Annotated in this window: 14 protein-coding genes; 1 reads left to right on the top strand and 13 read right to left on the bottom strand. The window is 48.1% G+C overall.

The genetic code is table 11. From position 1 onward, the window contains the following. Window positions 1-217 precede the first annotated feature (217 nt). Complete coding sequence (clpB, locus tag B0187_RS02385; RefSeq protein WP_078236287.1) at window positions 218-2,791, bottom strand: ATP-dependent chaperone ClpB; 2,574 nt, start codon at window positions 2,789-2,791, stop codon at window positions 218-220. Between the two features lie 267 nt (window positions 2,792-3,058). Between clpB and B0187_RS02380 the strand changes: the two genes are divergently transcribed. Continuing rightward, window positions 3,059-3,718 carry an OmpW/AlkL family protein gene (locus tag B0187_RS02380; protein WP_078236267.1) on the top strand — a complete coding sequence of 220 codons (660 nt, stop codon included), beginning with the start codon at window positions 3,059-3,061 and terminating at the stop codon, window positions 3,716-3,718. A 76-nt stretch (window positions 3,719-3,794) separates the two neighbouring features. Here B0187_RS02380 and B0187_RS02375 read toward each other — a convergent pair whose 3' ends face one another. The 12 genes from B0187_RS02375 to B0187_RS02315 form a co-directional block, all read right to left on the bottom strand. Continuing rightward, window positions 3,795-5,171, bottom strand: a complete 1,377-nt coding sequence (locus B0187_RS02375) for an L-serine ammonia-lyase (protein WP_078236266.1) — start codon at window positions 5,169-5,171, stop codon at window positions 3,795-3,797. 233 nt (window positions 5,172-5,404) lie between these two features. Next, window positions 5,405-6,625, bottom strand: a complete 1,221-nt coding sequence (locus B0187_RS02370) for a serine/threonine transporter (RefSeq protein WP_078236265.1) — start codon at window positions 6,623-6,625, stop codon at window positions 5,405-5,407. 283 nt (window positions 6,626-6,908) lie between these two features. Next, complete coding sequence (gene lpxM / locus B0187_RS02365; RefSeq protein ID WP_078236264.1) at window positions 6,909-7,865, bottom strand: lauroyl-Kdo(2)-lipid IV(A) myristoyltransferase; 957 nt, start codon at window positions 7,863-7,865, stop codon at window positions 6,909-6,911. Window positions 7,866-7,879: 14 nt separating this feature from the next. Next, a complete protein-coding gene (locus B0187_RS02360; RefSeq protein ID WP_078236263.1) occupies window positions 7,880-8,572 on the bottom strand; it encodes an electron transport complex subunit E in 693 nt (230 codons plus the stop codon). A gap of 488 nt (window positions 8,573-9,060) precedes the next feature. Beyond that, window positions 9,061-9,693: an electron transport complex subunit RsxG gene (rsxG, locus tag B0187_RS02350; RefSeq protein WP_078236261.1), complete on the bottom strand. Its 633-nt coding sequence runs from the start codon at window positions 9,691-9,693 to the stop codon at window positions 9,061-9,063. 68 nt (window positions 9,694-9,761) lie between these two features. Then, window positions 9,762-10,817 carry an electron transport complex subunit RsxD gene (gene rsxD / locus B0187_RS02345; RefSeq protein ID WP_078236260.1) on the bottom strand — a complete coding sequence of 352 codons (1,056 nt, stop codon included), beginning with the start codon at window positions 10,815-10,817 and terminating at the stop codon, window positions 9,762-9,764. Beyond that, entirely contained in the window at window positions 10,805-11,863 is a 1,059-nt protein-coding gene (locus tag B0187_RS02340) for a PDDEXK nuclease domain-containing protein (protein WP_078236259.1), read from the bottom strand. The genes rsxD and B0187_RS02340 overlap by 13 nt, the downstream gene beginning before the upstream one ends. Window positions 11,864-11,875: 12 nt before the next feature. Continuing rightward, window positions 11,876-14,101 carry an electron transport complex subunit RsxC gene (rsxC, locus tag B0187_RS02335; RefSeq protein ID WP_078236258.1) on the bottom strand — a complete coding sequence of 742 codons (2,226 nt, stop codon included), beginning with the start codon at window positions 14,099-14,101 and terminating at the stop codon, window positions 11,876-11,878. Continuing rightward, the gene (rsxB, locus tag B0187_RS02330) at window positions 14,094-14,714 is read right to left on the bottom strand and encodes an electron transport complex subunit RsxB (protein ID WP_078236257.1); all 621 of its coding nucleotides are present in this window, start codon (window positions 14,712-14,714) and stop codon (window positions 14,094-14,096) included. Before rsxB ends, rsxC begins: the two co-directional genes overlap by 8 nt. Next, window positions 14,714-15,295, bottom strand: coding sequence for an electron transport complex subunit RsxA (gene rsxA / locus B0187_RS02325; protein WP_078236256.1), 582 nt, complete (start codon window positions 15,293-15,295; stop codon window positions 14,714-14,716). Before rsxA ends, rsxB begins: the two co-directional genes overlap by 1 nt. Window positions 15,296-15,380: 85 nt before the next feature. Continuing rightward, on the bottom strand, window positions 15,381-16,259 hold the full coding sequence (gene ubiA, locus B0187_RS02320) for a 4-hydroxybenzoate octaprenyltransferase (RefSeq protein ID WP_078236255.1): 879 nt from the start codon (window positions 16,257-16,259) through the stop codon (window positions 15,381-15,383). Window positions 16,260-16,273: 14 nt separating this feature from the next. Beyond that, complete coding sequence (locus B0187_RS02315; protein WP_078236254.1) at window positions 16,274-17,032, bottom strand: DeoR/GlpR family transcriptional regulator; 759 nt, start codon at window positions 17,030-17,032, stop codon at window positions 16,274-16,276. Window positions 17,033-17,157 lie beyond the last annotated feature (125 nt).

Genomic DNA, 17,157 nt, shown 5'->3' with positions numbered 1-17,157 from the left:
GAGATTTTAGCAAAAAGGTGGTAAAAATCACGATTAGGGGGGGGTAAATTAGCGTAAAGAATTGTAAAAATTGAACCATTTTAGCGGTTTTATTCCGCCAAAATAAGAATTTTTCGCAATAACAGGGCGAAATTATTGTAAATTTCTTACAAAAGCAAGCGGTAGGATTCCGCGAAATTTTTGGAAACCCTACCGCTTGTTTAAGGGATTTTAGCGATTATTGCACCGCCACAATCTGTTCATTTTGATAATCCACTTTGACTGGCAAATTCGGTAGCAATTTACCGCTAAGAATTTGCTGGGCGAGCGGATTTTCAAGCTCTTGTTGGATTGCACGTTTGAGCGGTCTTGCCCCGAACAGTGGGTCGAAGCCTGCTTTGCCGATGTGGTCTAACGCCGCGTCCGTTACGCTCACTTGGTAGCCACGTTCCGCCATTCGTTTGATTAGGCGTTGTAGCTGAATTTGAGCGATTGAGCGGATATGTTCTTGCCCAAGCGGGTGGAATACCACGGTTTCGTCAATGCGGTTGATGAATTCTGGGCGGAAATGTTGCCCCACCACCGACATTACAAGGGTTTTCATTTCTTCATAATTCATCGTTTCCGCATTTTCTTGAATTAAATGCGAGCCGAGGTTGGAAGTCATAATCACCACCGTGTTGCGGAAATCCACCGTACGACCTTGCCCATCCGTTAAACGTCCGTCATCAAGCACTTGCAACAAGATATTGAACACATCGCTATGGGCTTTTTCCACTTCGTCCAGCAAAATCACTGAATAAGGACGGCGGCGAACGGCTTCGGTCAAGTAACCGCCCTCTTCATAGCCGACATAGCCAGGGGGCGCCCCAACCAAGCGTGAAACGCTATGTTTTTCCATAAATTCCGACATATCAATGCGGATCATTGCCTCTTCACTGTCGAACAGGAAATTCGCCAAGGTTTTGCAAAGCTCGGTTTTGCCGACCCCAGTCGGGCCTAAGAACAGGAACGAACCAATCGGGCGATTTGGGTCAGAAAGCCCAGCACGACTGCGGCGAATGGCGTTCGCCACGGCTTCCACCGCTTCGTTTTGCCCGATCACACGGGTGTGCAACACCTCTTCCATTTTGAGCAATTTCTCTTTTTCGCCTTCCATCATTTTGGCAACAGGAATCCCCGTAGCTCGTGAAAGCACTTCGGCGATTTCTTCATCGGTTACTTTGGTGCGAAGTAGCTGATTTGCCGCGGCCTCTTCCTCACGTTTGCTTGCCTCTTGCAACTGTTTTTCAAGGGCGGGGATTGTGCCATATTGCAATTCCGACATTTTCTCGAAATTGTTTTCACGGCGAGCCTGTTCCATTTGGAAACGGGCTTGTTCCAACTTCTCTTTGATGTGCTGCGTGCCGAGCAAGGCAGATTTTTCCGCTTTCCACACTTCTTCCAATTCCGCATATTCACGCTCACGAGCGGTCAGATCCTCACTTAATTTTGCAAGGCGTTGGCGGCTGGCTTCATCGTCCTCTTTTTGCAACGCTTGCTGTTCCAATTTGAGCTGAATGATACGGCGTTCAAGGCGATCTAACGGCTCTGGCTTAGAATCAATTTCCATACGCAAACTTGACGCAGCTTCATCGATCAAATCAATCGCCTTATCAGGCAACTGGCGATCGGAAATGTAACGGTGGGAAAGGGTCGCCGCCGCCACAATCGCAGGGTCGGTAATTTGAACGTGATGATGAATTTCATAACGCTCTTTCAAGCCACGCAAGATCGCAATGGTATCTTCCACCGTTGGCTCATCAACCAACACCTTTTGGAAACGGCGTTCGAGGGCGGCGTCTTTCTCAATATATTGGCGATATTCGTCCAAAGTGGTCGCCCCAACGCAATGCAATTCGCCACGGGCGAGGGACGGTTTGAGCAAGTTGCCAGCGTCCATTGCCCCGTCTGTTTTGCCTGCCCCGACCATTGTGTGGATCTCGTCAATAAACAGGATTACCTGCCCCTCTTCTTTGGCAAGCTCGTTCAGCACCGCTTTCAAGCGTTCTTCAAATTCGCCACGGTATTTCGCCCCTGCGATCAACGCCCCCATATCGAGGGAAAGCACCCGCTTGTTCTTCAAGCCCTCTGGTACTTCGCCGTTTACAATGCGTTGAGCCAAGCCCTCAACAATCGCCGTTTTCCCCACCCCTGGTTCGCCGATCAGCACAGGGTTATTTTTGGTGCGGCGTTGTAGCACCTGAATCGCACGGCGGATCTCTTCATCACGCCCGATTACAGGGTCGAGCTTGCCTGATCTCGCTCGTTCGGTTAAATCAATCGTATATTTTTGTAACGCTTGACGGGTTTCTTCTGCATTTTGATTATTCACGGTTTCACCCCCTCTAATTTGTGAAATGGCTTGGGTTACGTTCTGTTTAGTTAAGCCGAGTTGTTTGAGTAATTTGCCGAGATCGCCACTGTCGTCCACCGCCGCCAACACAAACAATTCAGACGAAATAAAACTATCGCCAAACTGTTGAGCCAATTTATCGCACTGGTTCAGCAAGCGAATTAACTGCTGAGACGGCTGGATATTCACGCCCTGCACCGTTGGCAAACGGTTTAAGATATTTTCCAACCCTTGTTGCAACTGGCTCGGCTGCACATTCAACGCCGTAACAAGCGGTGCGATTGAGCCATCGTTTTGCTTCAACAACGCATAAAGTAAATGGGCTGGTTCGATGTAGGCTTGATCCTTGCCAACCGCAAGGGATTGGGCTTCCGCAATCGCTTCTTGTAATTTGGTGGTAAATTTATCAAAGTTCATATTCTGTTCCTCTGTAAAATGGATTTCTTCGAGCAGGCTCACCGCCTTGCTCAACGACACCATAAATGGTGCTTGTCAAGAGGATTTCAAGGAAAAATGTGAACAAGATCACAAAAAAAGAAATTGGTTGGCAAAAACCCCTTTAAAATCAAGGATTATTGATAAGAATCAAAAAATGCTCTGCAAAAATTTTTTAGAATGTAACCGCTTGCAATCGTTTGCGTGGCAAAAATTCAATGTTCAACACCAATTTGAGGGGACTTAGGTATGAAAAAAGCGGTTTTAACTATCGCATTAGGTAGCTTACTCGTAGCGGGTTCAGCAATGGCACATCAAGCAGGCAGCACCATTGTGCGTGCAGGGGGCGTGATTGTTCAAGCAAATTCAACATCCACCACAAAAACAGCGACCGAAATTAAGCTCAAAGTGCAAAACAACGCACAATTAGGCTTAACCGCCACCCATATGCTGACCGATAACATCGGGGTGGAATTACTCGGTGCAACCCCATTCTCACACAAAATTAAAGCCAAAGTACCCGCTTTGAATGCGAATTTAGGTCGTGTGGCGATTGTGAAACAACTACCGCCAAGCCTTTACGCACAATACTATTTTGGCAACGCACAATCGCCTGTTCGCCCATACGTTGGGGCAGGTTTGAACTACACTCGTTTCTACAATGCGAGATCTGTGCATCCATTAGTCAAAGAGTTGAACGTGAAAAAACACTCATTCGCCCCTGTTGTGAACGCAGGTCTTGACGTGAAATTAACGGACGAACTCTACTTCAACGCCGCCGCTTGGTACACCCGCATTAAAACCACCGCAAAATTCAAAACCCCAGCGGTTACGGGTCAAAGCGTTCACGAAGTGAAACTCAAACTTGATCCAATGGTTTACTTCGCAGGTTTTGGTTATAAATTCTAATGATGATAAAAATGGGGCGAAAGCCCCATTATTTTTTACTTAAATTTTCCTGTAATCTTACCTCTTACGAAAAGCACTAATCACACGGCACAATTTTAATCGCTAATCCGCCCGTTGAGGTTTCGCGGTATTTGGCGTTCATATCTTTGCCGGTTTCGTACATTGTTTCGATCACTTTGTCGAGGGTTACCCGTGGCGAGGTGGTGCGGCGAAGTGCCATTCGGCTGGCGTTGATCGCTTTGACAGACGCAATTGCATTGCGTTCGATACAAGGCACTTGCACCTGTCCGCCCACGGGGTCGCAGGTTAAGCCGAGGTTGTGTTCCATTGCGATTTCGGCGGCGATGCAAACTTGATCGGGCGTACCGCCCATAATTTCCGCTAAACCTGCCGCCGCCATTGAGCAAGCCACCCCGACTTCACCTTGACAACCCACTTCCGCCCCTGAAATGGACGCATTCATTTTATAGAGCGAGCCAATCACGCTAGACGTGAGCAGATAGCGTTCCACCGTTTCGGGCGTGAGGGGGGCGACAAATTTTTGGTAGTAGGCAAGCACCGCTGGCACAATGCCACACGCCCCGTTGGTTGGGGCGGTAACCACCCGTCCGCCTGCCGCATTTTCTTCGTTTACCGCCAAGGCAAACAGGTTGATCCAGTCGATAATTTGCATTGGATCGTTGGTTAATTGCCCTGTCGCTTCAAGGGTTCGGCGTAGCGAGCTGGCGCGGCGAGTTACTTTCAGCGGTCCTGGTAACAAGCCTTCGGTGTGCAACCCTCGTGCAATGCAGGCTTCCATTGTCTGCCAAATGTTCGCCAAATATGCCTCGATGTCCTCTTTTTGGTGTAGGGCAAGTTCGTTTCGCCACACGAGGGTGGAAATCGGCAAGCCTTGCTCTTTGCAGTGTTGCAAAATATCCGCCGCATTTTTGTAGGGATACGGCACGCTGATGTCCGCTTGTTTGGGTTGGTCGAAGGTTTCTTCGTCCACGATAAAACCGCCGCCAATTGAGTAAAATGTCTTTTCAAACAATAACTTATCGCCGTTGAACGCTTTAAAGGTTACCCCATTTTCGTGGCGAGGCAAAAAGTCGTAATGGAACGGCATATCGGCGAAAAAGTCGAAATGAATGGTTTTCGCTTGGGCGGTTGGCTCGGCAACCGTCAGTTGATGATCCGCTTTGAGCTGGGTAATCACGCCCTCAATTCGCTCAATATCAACACTATCGGGCAGATAGCCCATCAGCCCCATTACAATCGCAATGTCGGTGTTATGCCCCCGCCCCGTGAGGGCGAGCGAGCCATAAACATCAACTTGCAAGCGGTTTAATTCCGCCATAAAATTACGAGCAATCAGTTCATCAACGAACAATTTGCCCGCTTTCATCGGCCCGACCGTATGGGAACTCGACGGCCCGATGCCCACTTTAAACATATCAAACACACTAATCATAAAAAAATCCACTCAGTTGTTGTAAACAAGCGGTGGGATTTTTCAAAATTTTGTTACCCTCTCCCTGAAATTGACTTCTACACGAAGTCAATTTCTGTCCCTCTCCCGCAAGCGGGCGAGGGTAAAAACTCTCTCCCACTTGTGGGAGAGAGACAGCGAAAAATGCGTTCAGCATTTTTTGCAGAGAGAGGGAAAAATCCCACCGCTTGCAAAAGTCGCTTATTTTACTCGGATTAAAACAATCCGTACACTATCGCTGAAATAGCGATTAGCCCCATAATCAGCACAAAAATGTTGCTGATTTGCCCTTTGAAGCGTTGCAAAGCTGGCACGGTGTAAATCGCATAAATCGGCATTACGAATAAGATCATCGCAATAATCGGTCCGCCAAGGCTTTCGATAAAGCCGAGAATGCTTGGGTTGAGGGTGGCGACAATCCATAAAATCACGAGGAAAACCCCTGCGGTAATTTTGCGGAATTTGGCAGGCTCAATCGGCTTATCACGTAGTTGGTTCACCAAACCCTCTAAGCCCTCTCTCGCCCCCAAATAATGCCCGAAGAATGAGCTGCCAATCGCCAAGAATGCCACAAGCGGTCCGAAATAAGAAATTATCGGATTATCAAATTTATTCGCCAAATAAGAGAGGATCGAAATGTTTTGAGCTTTCGCCTGTTGCAATTCCGCTGGGGTGAGGGTTAGCACGCAGCTAAACACGAAGAACATCACAAATAGCACCAAAATCAACGCCGTTGAACGTAGCACGCGACTGGCTTCCGCATCGGTGCGAGCAGGATCTTGATAATGTTTCTGCTGCGAAAGGGCAAAGGAAGAAATCGCTGGCGAATGGTTAAATGAGAACACCAAAACAGGGATCGTCAGCCATAAAGTGGTGAGGAAATCGCCCGTGGTCGGCATTTGGCTTAACGCCGCCCCATTCCATTGCGGAATCAAATAAATCGATAGCCCAAGCAAAATCAGCACCAGCGGATAAACCAACCAAGTGGTAATTTTCAACATCAGTTGCTCGCTTAGCAACATCACGCCGATCATTATTGCAATCAAAATCAACGACAGCACGGCTCTCGGCGGTGCAACCATTTGCAACTGATTTTCAATGAACGAAGTTACCGTATTGGTAATCCCCACCCCATAAATCAGTAGAATCGGGAAAATCGCAAAAAAATAGAGCAAGGTAATCAACTTACCCGCCCCTTTGCCAAAATGCTCGCCCACCACGTTGGTAATGTCGTTGCCCTGTTGTTTTGACGAAAGCACAAAACGTGCCAAGGCACGGTGGGAAAGGTAGGTCATCGGTCCAACGAGTAACGTCATTACCAGCAACGGATAAAATCCGCCCATTCCTGCGTTAATCGGCAGAAACAGCACGCCAGCCCCGACCGCCGTACCAAATAAGTTCAATATCCACGTTAAAGAAAAATGACGGTTTGTCATAACAAAATCCTTAAAAAGGTTGAAAAAACGGGCGTATGGTAAACCTATTTGGCAAATCCACAAGCACCAGATTTCAATTTTGTGATCTCGCTAACATTTTTGCGGAATTTGGTGGATTGTTTGGTTAAATTTTAATGATTTAGCATAATCCATTGGTTTTTATCGGTGCATTTAGCATTTTCAACTCACATTCAACAGCCGATAAAAAACCTCTGCTTTTGGCAGAGGTTTAAGGTAAAAACGTAAAATTTCGTGAAATCTGACCGCTTGCTAGGCATAGATGTTAAGCATAGATGTCTGCCCCGTCTCGGCGAGTTTTGAGCAGGCGTAAAATCCACACATATTGCTCAGGATTTTTGCTCACGAAATACTCAATCACTTTGTTCATTTCGCGTGCCGATTGCTCTGGCAAGCCTGAAAATTCAAGGGGTGGCAAGATTTCGATTTGGTATTTGCCCGCTTTCGCATTGTAAATCGGGAACATCGGGATCACTTCCGCATTCGCCACTTTCGCCATTTTATTCAGTCCTGGCAGGGTCGCCTTTTCAGTGGCGAAAAAGTCGGTGTAAACGCTCAATTCTTCGCCATAATCCTCATCGGGCAGAAAATAGCCCAACTCGCCTTTGCGAACGTCCGCCAAAAAGGGCTTAATCCCATTTTGACGGGCGTGCATCTTGCCGCCAAAGCGTTCACGGGTGCGGTTCCAAAGCCAATCCACCAGCGGATTGCGGTGCGGATTATACATTGAGGTCATCGGCATTCCGTAGGTGTGCATAATAATGCCAGACGCATCAATCGCCCAAGTGTGCGGCACCAGCAAAATCACATTTTTTCCCGAAGATCGCACCGCTTTCACATAGTCCAGCCCCTTAAATTCACTACGTTGTTGCAGGTGTTTGGTCGAGCGAATCGCAATTTCGCCAATCGCCAGCATCGTTTGCGACACAGTGATGAACATCTGCTCAATCACTTCGGCTCGCTTTTCCGCCGACCAATCGGGAAAGCAGTAACGCAAATTGACCTCTGCACGATGATACTGTTTTTTGCCCTTCAATTTTTTTGCCACAATTTTGCCCAACCACGCCCCGAATTTGTCTCGCAGGCGAAACGGCACAAAAGCAAGCAGCACCAAGCCGAAAATGCCGAGCCACACGCCCCAATACTTCGGGTGCAAAAACGAGAGGGAAAATTGATGTTGATAGCCCGTGCGAGCGGTTAAACGTTGATTTTCGTCTGCCATTTCTTTCCCCTTACTTATTTTTTCTTACGTTGATCAATCAGATTTTTGCCCGCCAAAATAATTCCCAGACCGATAAACGCCCCAGGTGGCAGAATGGCGAGTAATAAGCCAAAATCCAAATTGAGCAGGTCGATTTTCAGCCCTTTCGCCCAACTGCCGAAAAGTTGATCCAAACCGTCAAACAGCGTGCCGTTGCCGATAATTTCACGAATCGAGCCAAGTAGCACAAGGCTAAATGCCATTCCCAGCCCCATTGAAAAACCGTCAAACACGGAATGAGCGAGGCTATTTTTCGAGGCAAATGCCTCGGCACGCCCAATCACAATACAGTTGGTTACAATCAACGGAATAAAAATCCCGAGGGATTGATAAACAGGAAAAGCAAAGGCATTCATCAGCAACTGCACCGCAGTAACGACAGTCGCAATAATCATCACATAAATCGGAATCCGAATATCGTGCGGGATAAATTTGCGGAACAGCGACACGGTAAAATTGGTGCAAATCAGCACCACCATTGTCGCCAGCCCCAAACCGAGTGCGTTGGTAACGCTATTCGACACCGCCAACAGCGGACAAAGCCCCAACAACTGCACCAACGCCCCATTATTCGACCACACCCCCTGCGTGAAAATGTTTTTCCACACAGTTGATTTTGAATCCGCTGTATCAATCTGTTGAATTTCAATTCTATTTTCGTTATTCATCTTCTTCTCTATTATCAAAACTAAATGTGCTACTTCTATGATCTAAAATCCTTACTCGGATTTGCCCCCTTTGGCACTTCGTGCCACTTCCCCCGCAAGCGGGGGCAGATCTAGTTCTTCAACAATTCTAAGACCTATCCTCACCAATAGATACAGATCTTCCCCCGCTTGCGGGGGAAGTACCCTGCGAAGCAGGGGGTAGGGGGCGAAATTTTCAGAAATCCTCCCCCTTGTAATTGTTACTTTCATTTCCAAAAATTTTAAACCATTGCTCGACAAATTCCCCGTCATTTTGCGTTGAGCGGTTGCGTTAAATTTCAAGGGCGATTTGTACTGTTTGAGCCAGCTTGCTGGCGAGTTTACAAATCGACCGTAGAAATTAGCAACAAGCGAAACATAGCAAAATGCTCGGGGTCGCCTTTCTTTTGCTACTTTTCTTTGGCGAAGCAAAGAAAAGTAGATCTACAAGCGGGTAGATTTTGGGGAATTTACTTACAATTCGCAAAATCCCCCACCACCTCTGGCGATTTCGCCAATTCAGTGATCACCCATTTTGCCGTTTGGCGGACGTTATTGACCACCGCTCTGGGGGTGATGGTCGCCCCTGTGAATTGATCGAATTGACCGCCGTCTTTTTTGACCGCCCATTGTGATTCGTTTTCGAGGCTAAACTGTTGATTATTAAAGGATAAAATCCAATCGGATAAGCGAGTTTCGATTTTATCGCCCAACCCTGGGGTTTCTTTATGGGCGAGGGTTCGCACGCCGAGAACTGTGCCGTCTGGCTTGATGCCGATGAGCAACACGATATTGCCCGAATAGCCGTCTGGGGCAGTGGCTTGAATGGCGTAAGCGGTCAGTTTGTCCGCTTTTTTTGCCACATAAAGGCGATTTAAAAAGGTCGCATTCGGCAAGTTGAGGGCTTTGCAGGTGGCGAGCAAGTCGTTATCAAATTCGCTTTGTGGCACGACTTCCAACAACAGTTGGCGTTGCTGGGCGGCGGCGACCGCTTCAATTCGCCCCTTGGTTAGCCCATAGACCGCCACCGAAACGGCGGTGCAAACGAGGGCAACCGCCCCTAAAATCAAGCCGTAGCGGACGCTAATTTTGGAAATGTTCATTATTTCTGCCCTCTGTTTGTGCCGTTTAAGCGAGGTTGGGTTTAGTGGTCGATCATTGTAAATGTTCATTATTTCTTCCCTCTGTTTGTGCCGTATAAGCGAGGTTGGGTGTAGTGGTCGATCAACGGCACGGCAATGTTGGCAAGCAACACGCCGAACGCCACACCGTCAGGGTAGTTGCCGTAGTAGCGGATCAGATAAACCAGCACGCCCACCAAACCGCCAAAAATCAATTTGCCACGAGGGGTGATCGAGGCGGTAACGGGATCGGTGGCGATAAAAAACGCCCCGAACATCATAGCCCCACTCAATAGTTGGCTCAATACGTTCAAATGCAAATTCGGCGAAATCAGCGAGGTCAATCCGCTTAACAGGGCAAAACTCGCCAACATCGCAAACGGAATTTGCCAATGGATAATTTTCTTATAAATCAAGAAGATACCGCCGAGCAAAAACGCCACATTCACTTGCCACCAACCATTCGCAAAGCTGCCACTAAAAATTGGCGAGGCAAGTACGCCGTCCAGCCCTAACTTGGCAAGGCTGGTTTTGGCACTGTCGAGGGGGGTCGCCTGCGAAATGCCGTCAATGCTATTAACCAGTTGATGCAAGGTAAAACCGTCCGTACTCACGCCCGTAAAAATTAACGAAAAACTATCCGCTAGGGTGGGTGGTTCGCTCAATAAATCCACAGGCGGTAGCCACGAGGTCATCTGCAACGGAAACGATACCAACAGCAACGCATAACCCACCATTGCAGGGTTGAACAAATTCTGCCCCAAACCGCCGTAGCTATGTTTGGCAAGGGCGAGGGCGGTTAGCGTGCCGATCAAAATCAGCCAATAAGGGGCGTAGGCTGGGATCGACATCGCCAAAATCAGGGCGGTCAAAATGCCCGACAAATCTTCCAGATAGAAAGCGGTCGGTTTGCCTCGCAGTTTTGCCACCGCCACCTCAATCGTCACCGCCAACGCAATCGCAAGGGCGGATTGAATCAGCGTGCCGTAGCCGAAAAAATAGCTCTGCACACCGAGGGCAGGCAACATCGCCGCCACAACCCACAACATCACATTCGCCGTTAAACGCTTGGCGTGGGTGTGGGGGGAACTGGTTATTCTAAACATAGTTGTCCTTTGGTTTCATTTTCGAGTAATTGAATTAAGGTTTCTTTACTCGGTAATACGGTTTGATAAAGGCTGGCGAAAATTTGGGTATTATCTTCGGGCAAAGTAAATTCCACCACTGATTGACTTTTATCTTGACATAAAATAATGCCTATCGTTTTATTTTCTTCGGCTAATTTCACTTGACGATCATAATAATTGACATACATCTGCATTTGTCCAATATCTTGATGTTTTAATTCACCCAATTTTAAATTAATTAACACAAAACAGCGTAATAAACGATTATAAAAAACTAAATCAATATAAAAATGTTTTTCGTCAAAACTCATTCGTTGCTGGCGACCAACAAAGGTAAAGCCAGAACCGAGTTCTAATAAAAAATGTTCTAATTTATCAATCAGTTTTTGCTCTAATTCATTTTCAGAATAATGATAATTTTCAGGTAAACCAATAAATTCCAAAATATAAGGATCTTTAATTAAATCCTGCGGTTTTTCAATTTTTTGTCCTTGTAACGCCAAATCTAAAACGGCTTGTTTATCTTTACTTTTCGCCAAACGAGCAAATAATGCGGTGTCATATTGACGTTCTAATTCTCGTAAACTCCACTGATTTTTAATTGCTTCCACTTCATAAAAATGGCGTTCGTAAGGATCGTTAATTCGCATCAATTTTAAGTAGTGCGACCAGCTTAATTCAAATTCGCTAGACAGTGTCTGGCGAATTTGTAAAGTATTGCTCACTTCCTCAATTAATGTTTGCTGTTGGGTGTAGGTCAGGAAAAATTGACGCATATTTTTCAGATTTCCAACGGAAAAACCTCGACCATATTTTTCCGTTAAAACTGCCGAGACTTGTTGCAACTGCTGTTTTCCATAGCTGGCTCGCTTCTCGCCTTGTTGTTCGTCTTCCACAATCATTCGACCGATTTCAAAATAAGTACGAACCATTGTGGTGTTGACACTTTGCACCACTTTTTGACGAGCTAATTCAAGCAGTTGGCTAATCCGATTGACTAATTGGGTCGAGATCACTTCGCTCATTGCCTTCTCCTTTTATTCCACTTTTGCAGAATTTTCTGCTGATCGCACCGCTTGTTGAGCGGCTTTCTTAGCCTTGGCTCGGGCTAGGGCTTCGGCGACGGCTTTTTTGCGTGGGTCTAATGTTTCCGCAGGTTCTGCCGTTGCGGAAATTTGCTCGGAACTCACCGCTTGTTGAGCCGCTTTTTTCGCTTTGGCTCGTGCTAGGGCTTCGGCGACGGCTTTTTTGCGAGGGTCCAATTCTTCCGTTGGTTCAGTCGTTGTGGAAATTTGCTCGGAACTGACCGCTTGTTGAGCTGCTTTTTTGGCTTTGGCTCTTGCGAGAGCTTCGGCGACTACTTTCTTACGAGGGTCAAGTTCGTTGCCCCCATCCCCGCCTTCGGCGGTACTTCCCCCGCGAGCGGGGGCAGATGTTGCAGAAATTTGCTCGGAAGAGACCGCTTGTTGAGCTTCGTTTTCGGCTTGTTTGGCTAAGTGTCTGGCTCGGCGTTGTGCCATTAGTTCGCTGTTGTCGGGTTCGCCGTTTGGTTTGGTTTTGGTTTTGGTTTTGGTTTTGGCTCGGGCGAGGGCTTCGGCGACGGCTTTTTTGCGTGGGTCGAGTTCTACATCATTACCCTCTCTCTGCTCGCCACTGCTGAACGCAGTGTCGAGCTGTCTCTCTCCCTCTTTCTGAGGGAGAGAGTTTTGGGAAGCAACCGCTTGTTCCGCTTCTTTTTTGGCTTTGAGGCGGGCGAGGGCGGCGGCGACGGGGTCTTCGCCTTGTTGGTTGGCGATTTCCTCGCGGCGTTTTTCGGCGGCTTGTTGAATGCGTGCGGTGCGAGCCTCTTTTTCTTTGTTGAGACGGGCTTCGCGGGCTTCAAATCGCTGTTTGGCTTCTTCCGCCTGTTTCGCTTTGAGGTCAATTTCGGCAATTTTCGCCTTTTCTTGGCGGAAATATTGAATTAACGGAATGTAGCTCGGGCAGACGTAGGCACACACGCCACATTCGATACAAGCGTCCAAATGGTAGGCTTTGGATTTGTCGTGATCTTCGGATCGGGCGAACCAGTAAAGTTGTTGCGGCAGCAAACCGACAGGGCAAGCGTCCGAGCAGGCAGAACAGCGGATACAGCTTCGCTCTGGCTCGGGCGGTGCGTATTCAAAATGGTCTGGGGCGATAATGCAGTTGGCGGTTTTGGTAATCGGCGACTGCAAAGACGGCAGAATAAAGCCCATCATCGGGCCACCCAAAAACACGGGGAAACGTTCGTCAGCTTGATAATCGACCTGTTCGAGCAGGTGCAAAATCGGCGTGCCGAGCCTTGCCCACACATTGCCTTTGTTGCGGATTTTATCGCCCGTTAGGGTTACGACACGCTCGATCAGCGGTTCATCATTGATCACCGCTCGTTTGATCGCAAATGCCGTGCCGACATTGTGCATCACGATCCCCATTTCGATTGAACGTTTGCCTTGCGGGATCTCTAAGCCCGTCAGCACTTGCACCAGTTGATCGCTCGCCCCAGAGGGATATTTGGTTGGGATCACACGCAGGATAATATCGTTCGCCCCACGCAGGGCTTTTTCAATCGCCTTGATCGGTTGCGGTTTGTTGTCTTCAATCGCCAGCACCACCTCTTCGGGGCGTAGCACATAACGCAAAATGCGAATGCCCTCGATCAGCTCAACGGCGTAATCTTGCATTAGGCGATCATCGCAGGTGATGTAAGGCTCGCATTCCGCCCCGTTGATAATCAACAGGCGACAACGCTTGTCGGCATGGTGCAGTTTGCTGGATGTTGGAAACACCGCACCGCCCAAGCCTGCGATCCCTGCTTGGTAAATTTTTTGAATAATCTGATCGCTTGTGAGGCTCAAAAAATCCTCAATCGGCTGGCGTTCGATCCATTGATCCTTGCCGTCCGTTTCGATCACCACCGTCAGTTCCGCCAGCCCAGAGGGGTGGCTAGAAACGTGAGGGGCAATCGCCACGATCTTGCCCGAAGTGGGGCTATGCACGGGCAGTTGGCGGTAGTGGCTGCCTTTGGTGAGGGGTTGCCCTTTCAGCACCAAATCGCCCACTTGCACGATCAGTTCGCCTGCCTCGCCGCTATGTTGCAACACGGGAACGTAGAAAAATTTCGGCAAATGCAAGGTTCGAATCGGTTTTTGATTCGACTGTTTTTTCATTTCAGGCGGGTGGATTCCCCCTGGGAAATCCCACAATTTCCCTTGGCGGATACGACTAATCACATCAGACATTGCCGCCCCCTGTTTGATTGCCAACCACCAATTTCGGTTGCAATTCGGTGGTGTTCACAATCGGGATCACTAAATTTTGATCGAATTTCCAGTTCCAAGTTTGGGTGGTCATTTTAATCGGTTTCATTTCAATACAGTCGGTCGGGCAAGGGGCAACGCACAATTCGCAGCCCGTGCAGAGATCGGCGATCACCGTGTGCATTGCTTTGTTCGTGCCGATAATGGCATCAACGGGGCAAGCCTGAATGCACTTGGTGCAGCCGATACATAAATCTTCAATGATGAACGCCACTTTCGCTTCGGGGGCTGGTTCGCCGTCCATTTCTGGCACTTCAACCCCCATTAAATCGGCGATTTTGACGACAAGAGGCTGTCCGCCAGGGACGCATTTGGTAATTTGATCGCCGTTGGCTATCGCTTCGGCGTAGGGTTTGCAACCAGGGTAGCCACATTGTCCGCATTGGCTTTGTGGTAATAAGGCATCAATTTGATCGACAATCGGATCGGCTTCCACTTTGAGCTTGATCGAGGAATAGCCCAGCACCGCCCCGAAAATCAGGGCGATGATCGCAATAATCAAAATCACATAGGTTAAAAGGCTTTGGTCGAACATTAGATTTTTACCAATCCTGTAAAGCCCATAAAGGCGAGGGACATCAGCCCTGCCGTGATAAAGGCGATAGACGTGCCTTGGAACGGTTTCGGCACATCGGCGGCGGCAAGGCGTTCACGCAGGGCGGAAAATAGCACCAGCACCAACGAAAAACCGGCTGCCGCCCCAAAGCCATAAAGCACCGATTGCACCAAATTATTGGCGAGGTTCACATTCAGCAACGCCACCCCCAATACGGCACAGTTGGTGGTAATCAACGGCAAATAAATGCCGAGCAAGCGGTATAAAGAGGGGCTAGTTTTGTGGACGATCATTTCCGTTAATTGCACGATGACCGCAATTACTAAAATAAACACAAGGGTGCGTAAAAATTGGGCATCCAACGGCACGAGCAAATAGCGTTCCACCAAATAGGCGGCGAGGCTCGCCACTGTTAGCACAAAGGTGGTCGCCAAGCCCATTCCAATGGCGGTCTCGACCTTTTTCGACACCCCCATAAACGGACATAGCCCCAAAAATTTAACCAGCACGAAGTTGTTAATCAACGCCGTGCTGATGATGAGAAGTAGATAATCAACCATTAAATTGCAAGCTCTTGAATTTTTTATCTCGTAAAAATAAATCGGCGTATTATCTCACTTTTGAGCAGATAAACAACCCACCCAATCACGAGAAAAGTGCCACCCAAATGGCGATCAACACCCCCAACCCGACATAATGGTTATTCAAAAAGGCTTTGAAGCAATCTTCACGTTGGCGGTCTTTGACTAATTTACATTGATAGATAAACAGAGTGGCGGTGAGGGCAAGCACCACAAAATAGCCGAGGGAATAGCCTTTTACCACCCCGAGCGAGCCGAGTAAAATCAAGGTGATCAGTTGCAGTAGGGAAATGATTTTGTTGTCGTATTGGGCGAACAAAATCGCAGTGGATTTAACCCCGATCCGTAGATCATCATCACGATCAACCATTGCGTATTGAGTGTCGTAGGCGACTGTCCACGCTAAATTGGCGAAGAATAAAATCCAACATTCCAGCGGTAAAGTTTCCGACACCGCCCCGAACGCCATTGGGATCGACCAACCGAACGCCATTCCCAGCACCACTTGCGGTAAGTGGGTAAAGCGTTTCATAAAAGGATAGACCACTGCCAAGCCCACCGCCACAAAGGATAAGCCAATCGTGTAAGCATTGAGTTGCAATACCAACACAAAGGCGATCAAAATCAGTGCCGCAAACAGGGCTTTCGCTTCGTTGGGGGTGGCTCGCCCCGTGGCAAGCGGTCGGTTGGCGGTGCGTTTTACGTTGCCGTCAATGTGGCGATCCGCATAATCATTGATCACGCAACCTGCCGAACGCATTACAATCACGCCCAGCACGAACACCAGCAAAATCGGCAAGGGTGGCATTCCGTTAGCCGCCACAAACAACGCCCACAAGGTTGGGTGCAACAGTAACAGCGTGCCGATCGGCTTGTCGAGCCGCATCAGTTGGGCGTAAGCGGTTAATTTATCTCGGTTAAAATGGCGTTGCAAAAAATTCATCTATTTTTTCTTCATTATTCGCAAATATGCAAATTGACGTTAGAGGCAGTTAAATGTTGTTGTAATTCTAACGGCAAAGGGCTATCCGTGAATAGATCATCGACCTCTCGAATGTCGCCTAAACGAACAATCGCACTACGGCTAAATTTGGAATGATCCGTTACCAGCATTACCCGTCTGGCACTTTCCATTAAGGCACGTTTCACTTGCACTTCGTGATAATCGTAATCCAGCATTGAGCCGTCTTTATCCACCGCACTGATCCCCAAAATACAAAAATCAAGGCGGAATTGGCTGATAAAATTGACGGTCGCCTCGCCGATAATCCCGCCGTCCGTGCGTAAATTACCACCCGCCACCGTGATATGAAAATCCTCTTTTTGCATCAGAATATGGGCGGCGTTGAGGTTATTGGTAACAATACGTAAATTTTTATGGGAAAGCAACGCAAACGCCACCGCTTCGGAAGTCGTGCCGATGTCCAAAAACAGCGAAGCCCCGTGCGGAATATGTTCCGCCACCTGTTTGGCAATCGCATTTTTCTGGTGCGAAAAGAACAATTTACGGTCGGCATAATCACTATTTTCGCTACTCGACGGCAACGCCGCCCCACCGTGATGACGGCGAATCTGGTTATTTTCCGCCAGTTCATTTAAATCACGGCGAATCGTCTGCGAACTCACCCCAAGCTGATTCACCAGCTCTTCGGTGCTAACGTAACCCAGTTGTTTCACCAGATCGATGATTTTTTTGTGGCGAATGGATTGTTTCATTGCTGTACCTGTTTATTATTCTTAATATGCAGAAAATTTCACAAATCTGACCGCTTGTAATTGTTACTTTCTTTGCTCGTGCAAAGAAAGTAACCAAAGAAACACGCCCCGAGCATTTTGCTGAT

This window comes from Haemophilus paracuniculus, assembly GCF_002015115.1.
GTDB lineage: Bacteria > Pseudomonadota > Gammaproteobacteria > Enterobacterales > Pasteurellaceae > Haemophilus_E > Haemophilus_E paracuniculus.
The sequence above is the reverse complement of the archived record's forward strand: the minus strand, read 5'-3'. Positions and strand labels throughout refer to the sequence as shown.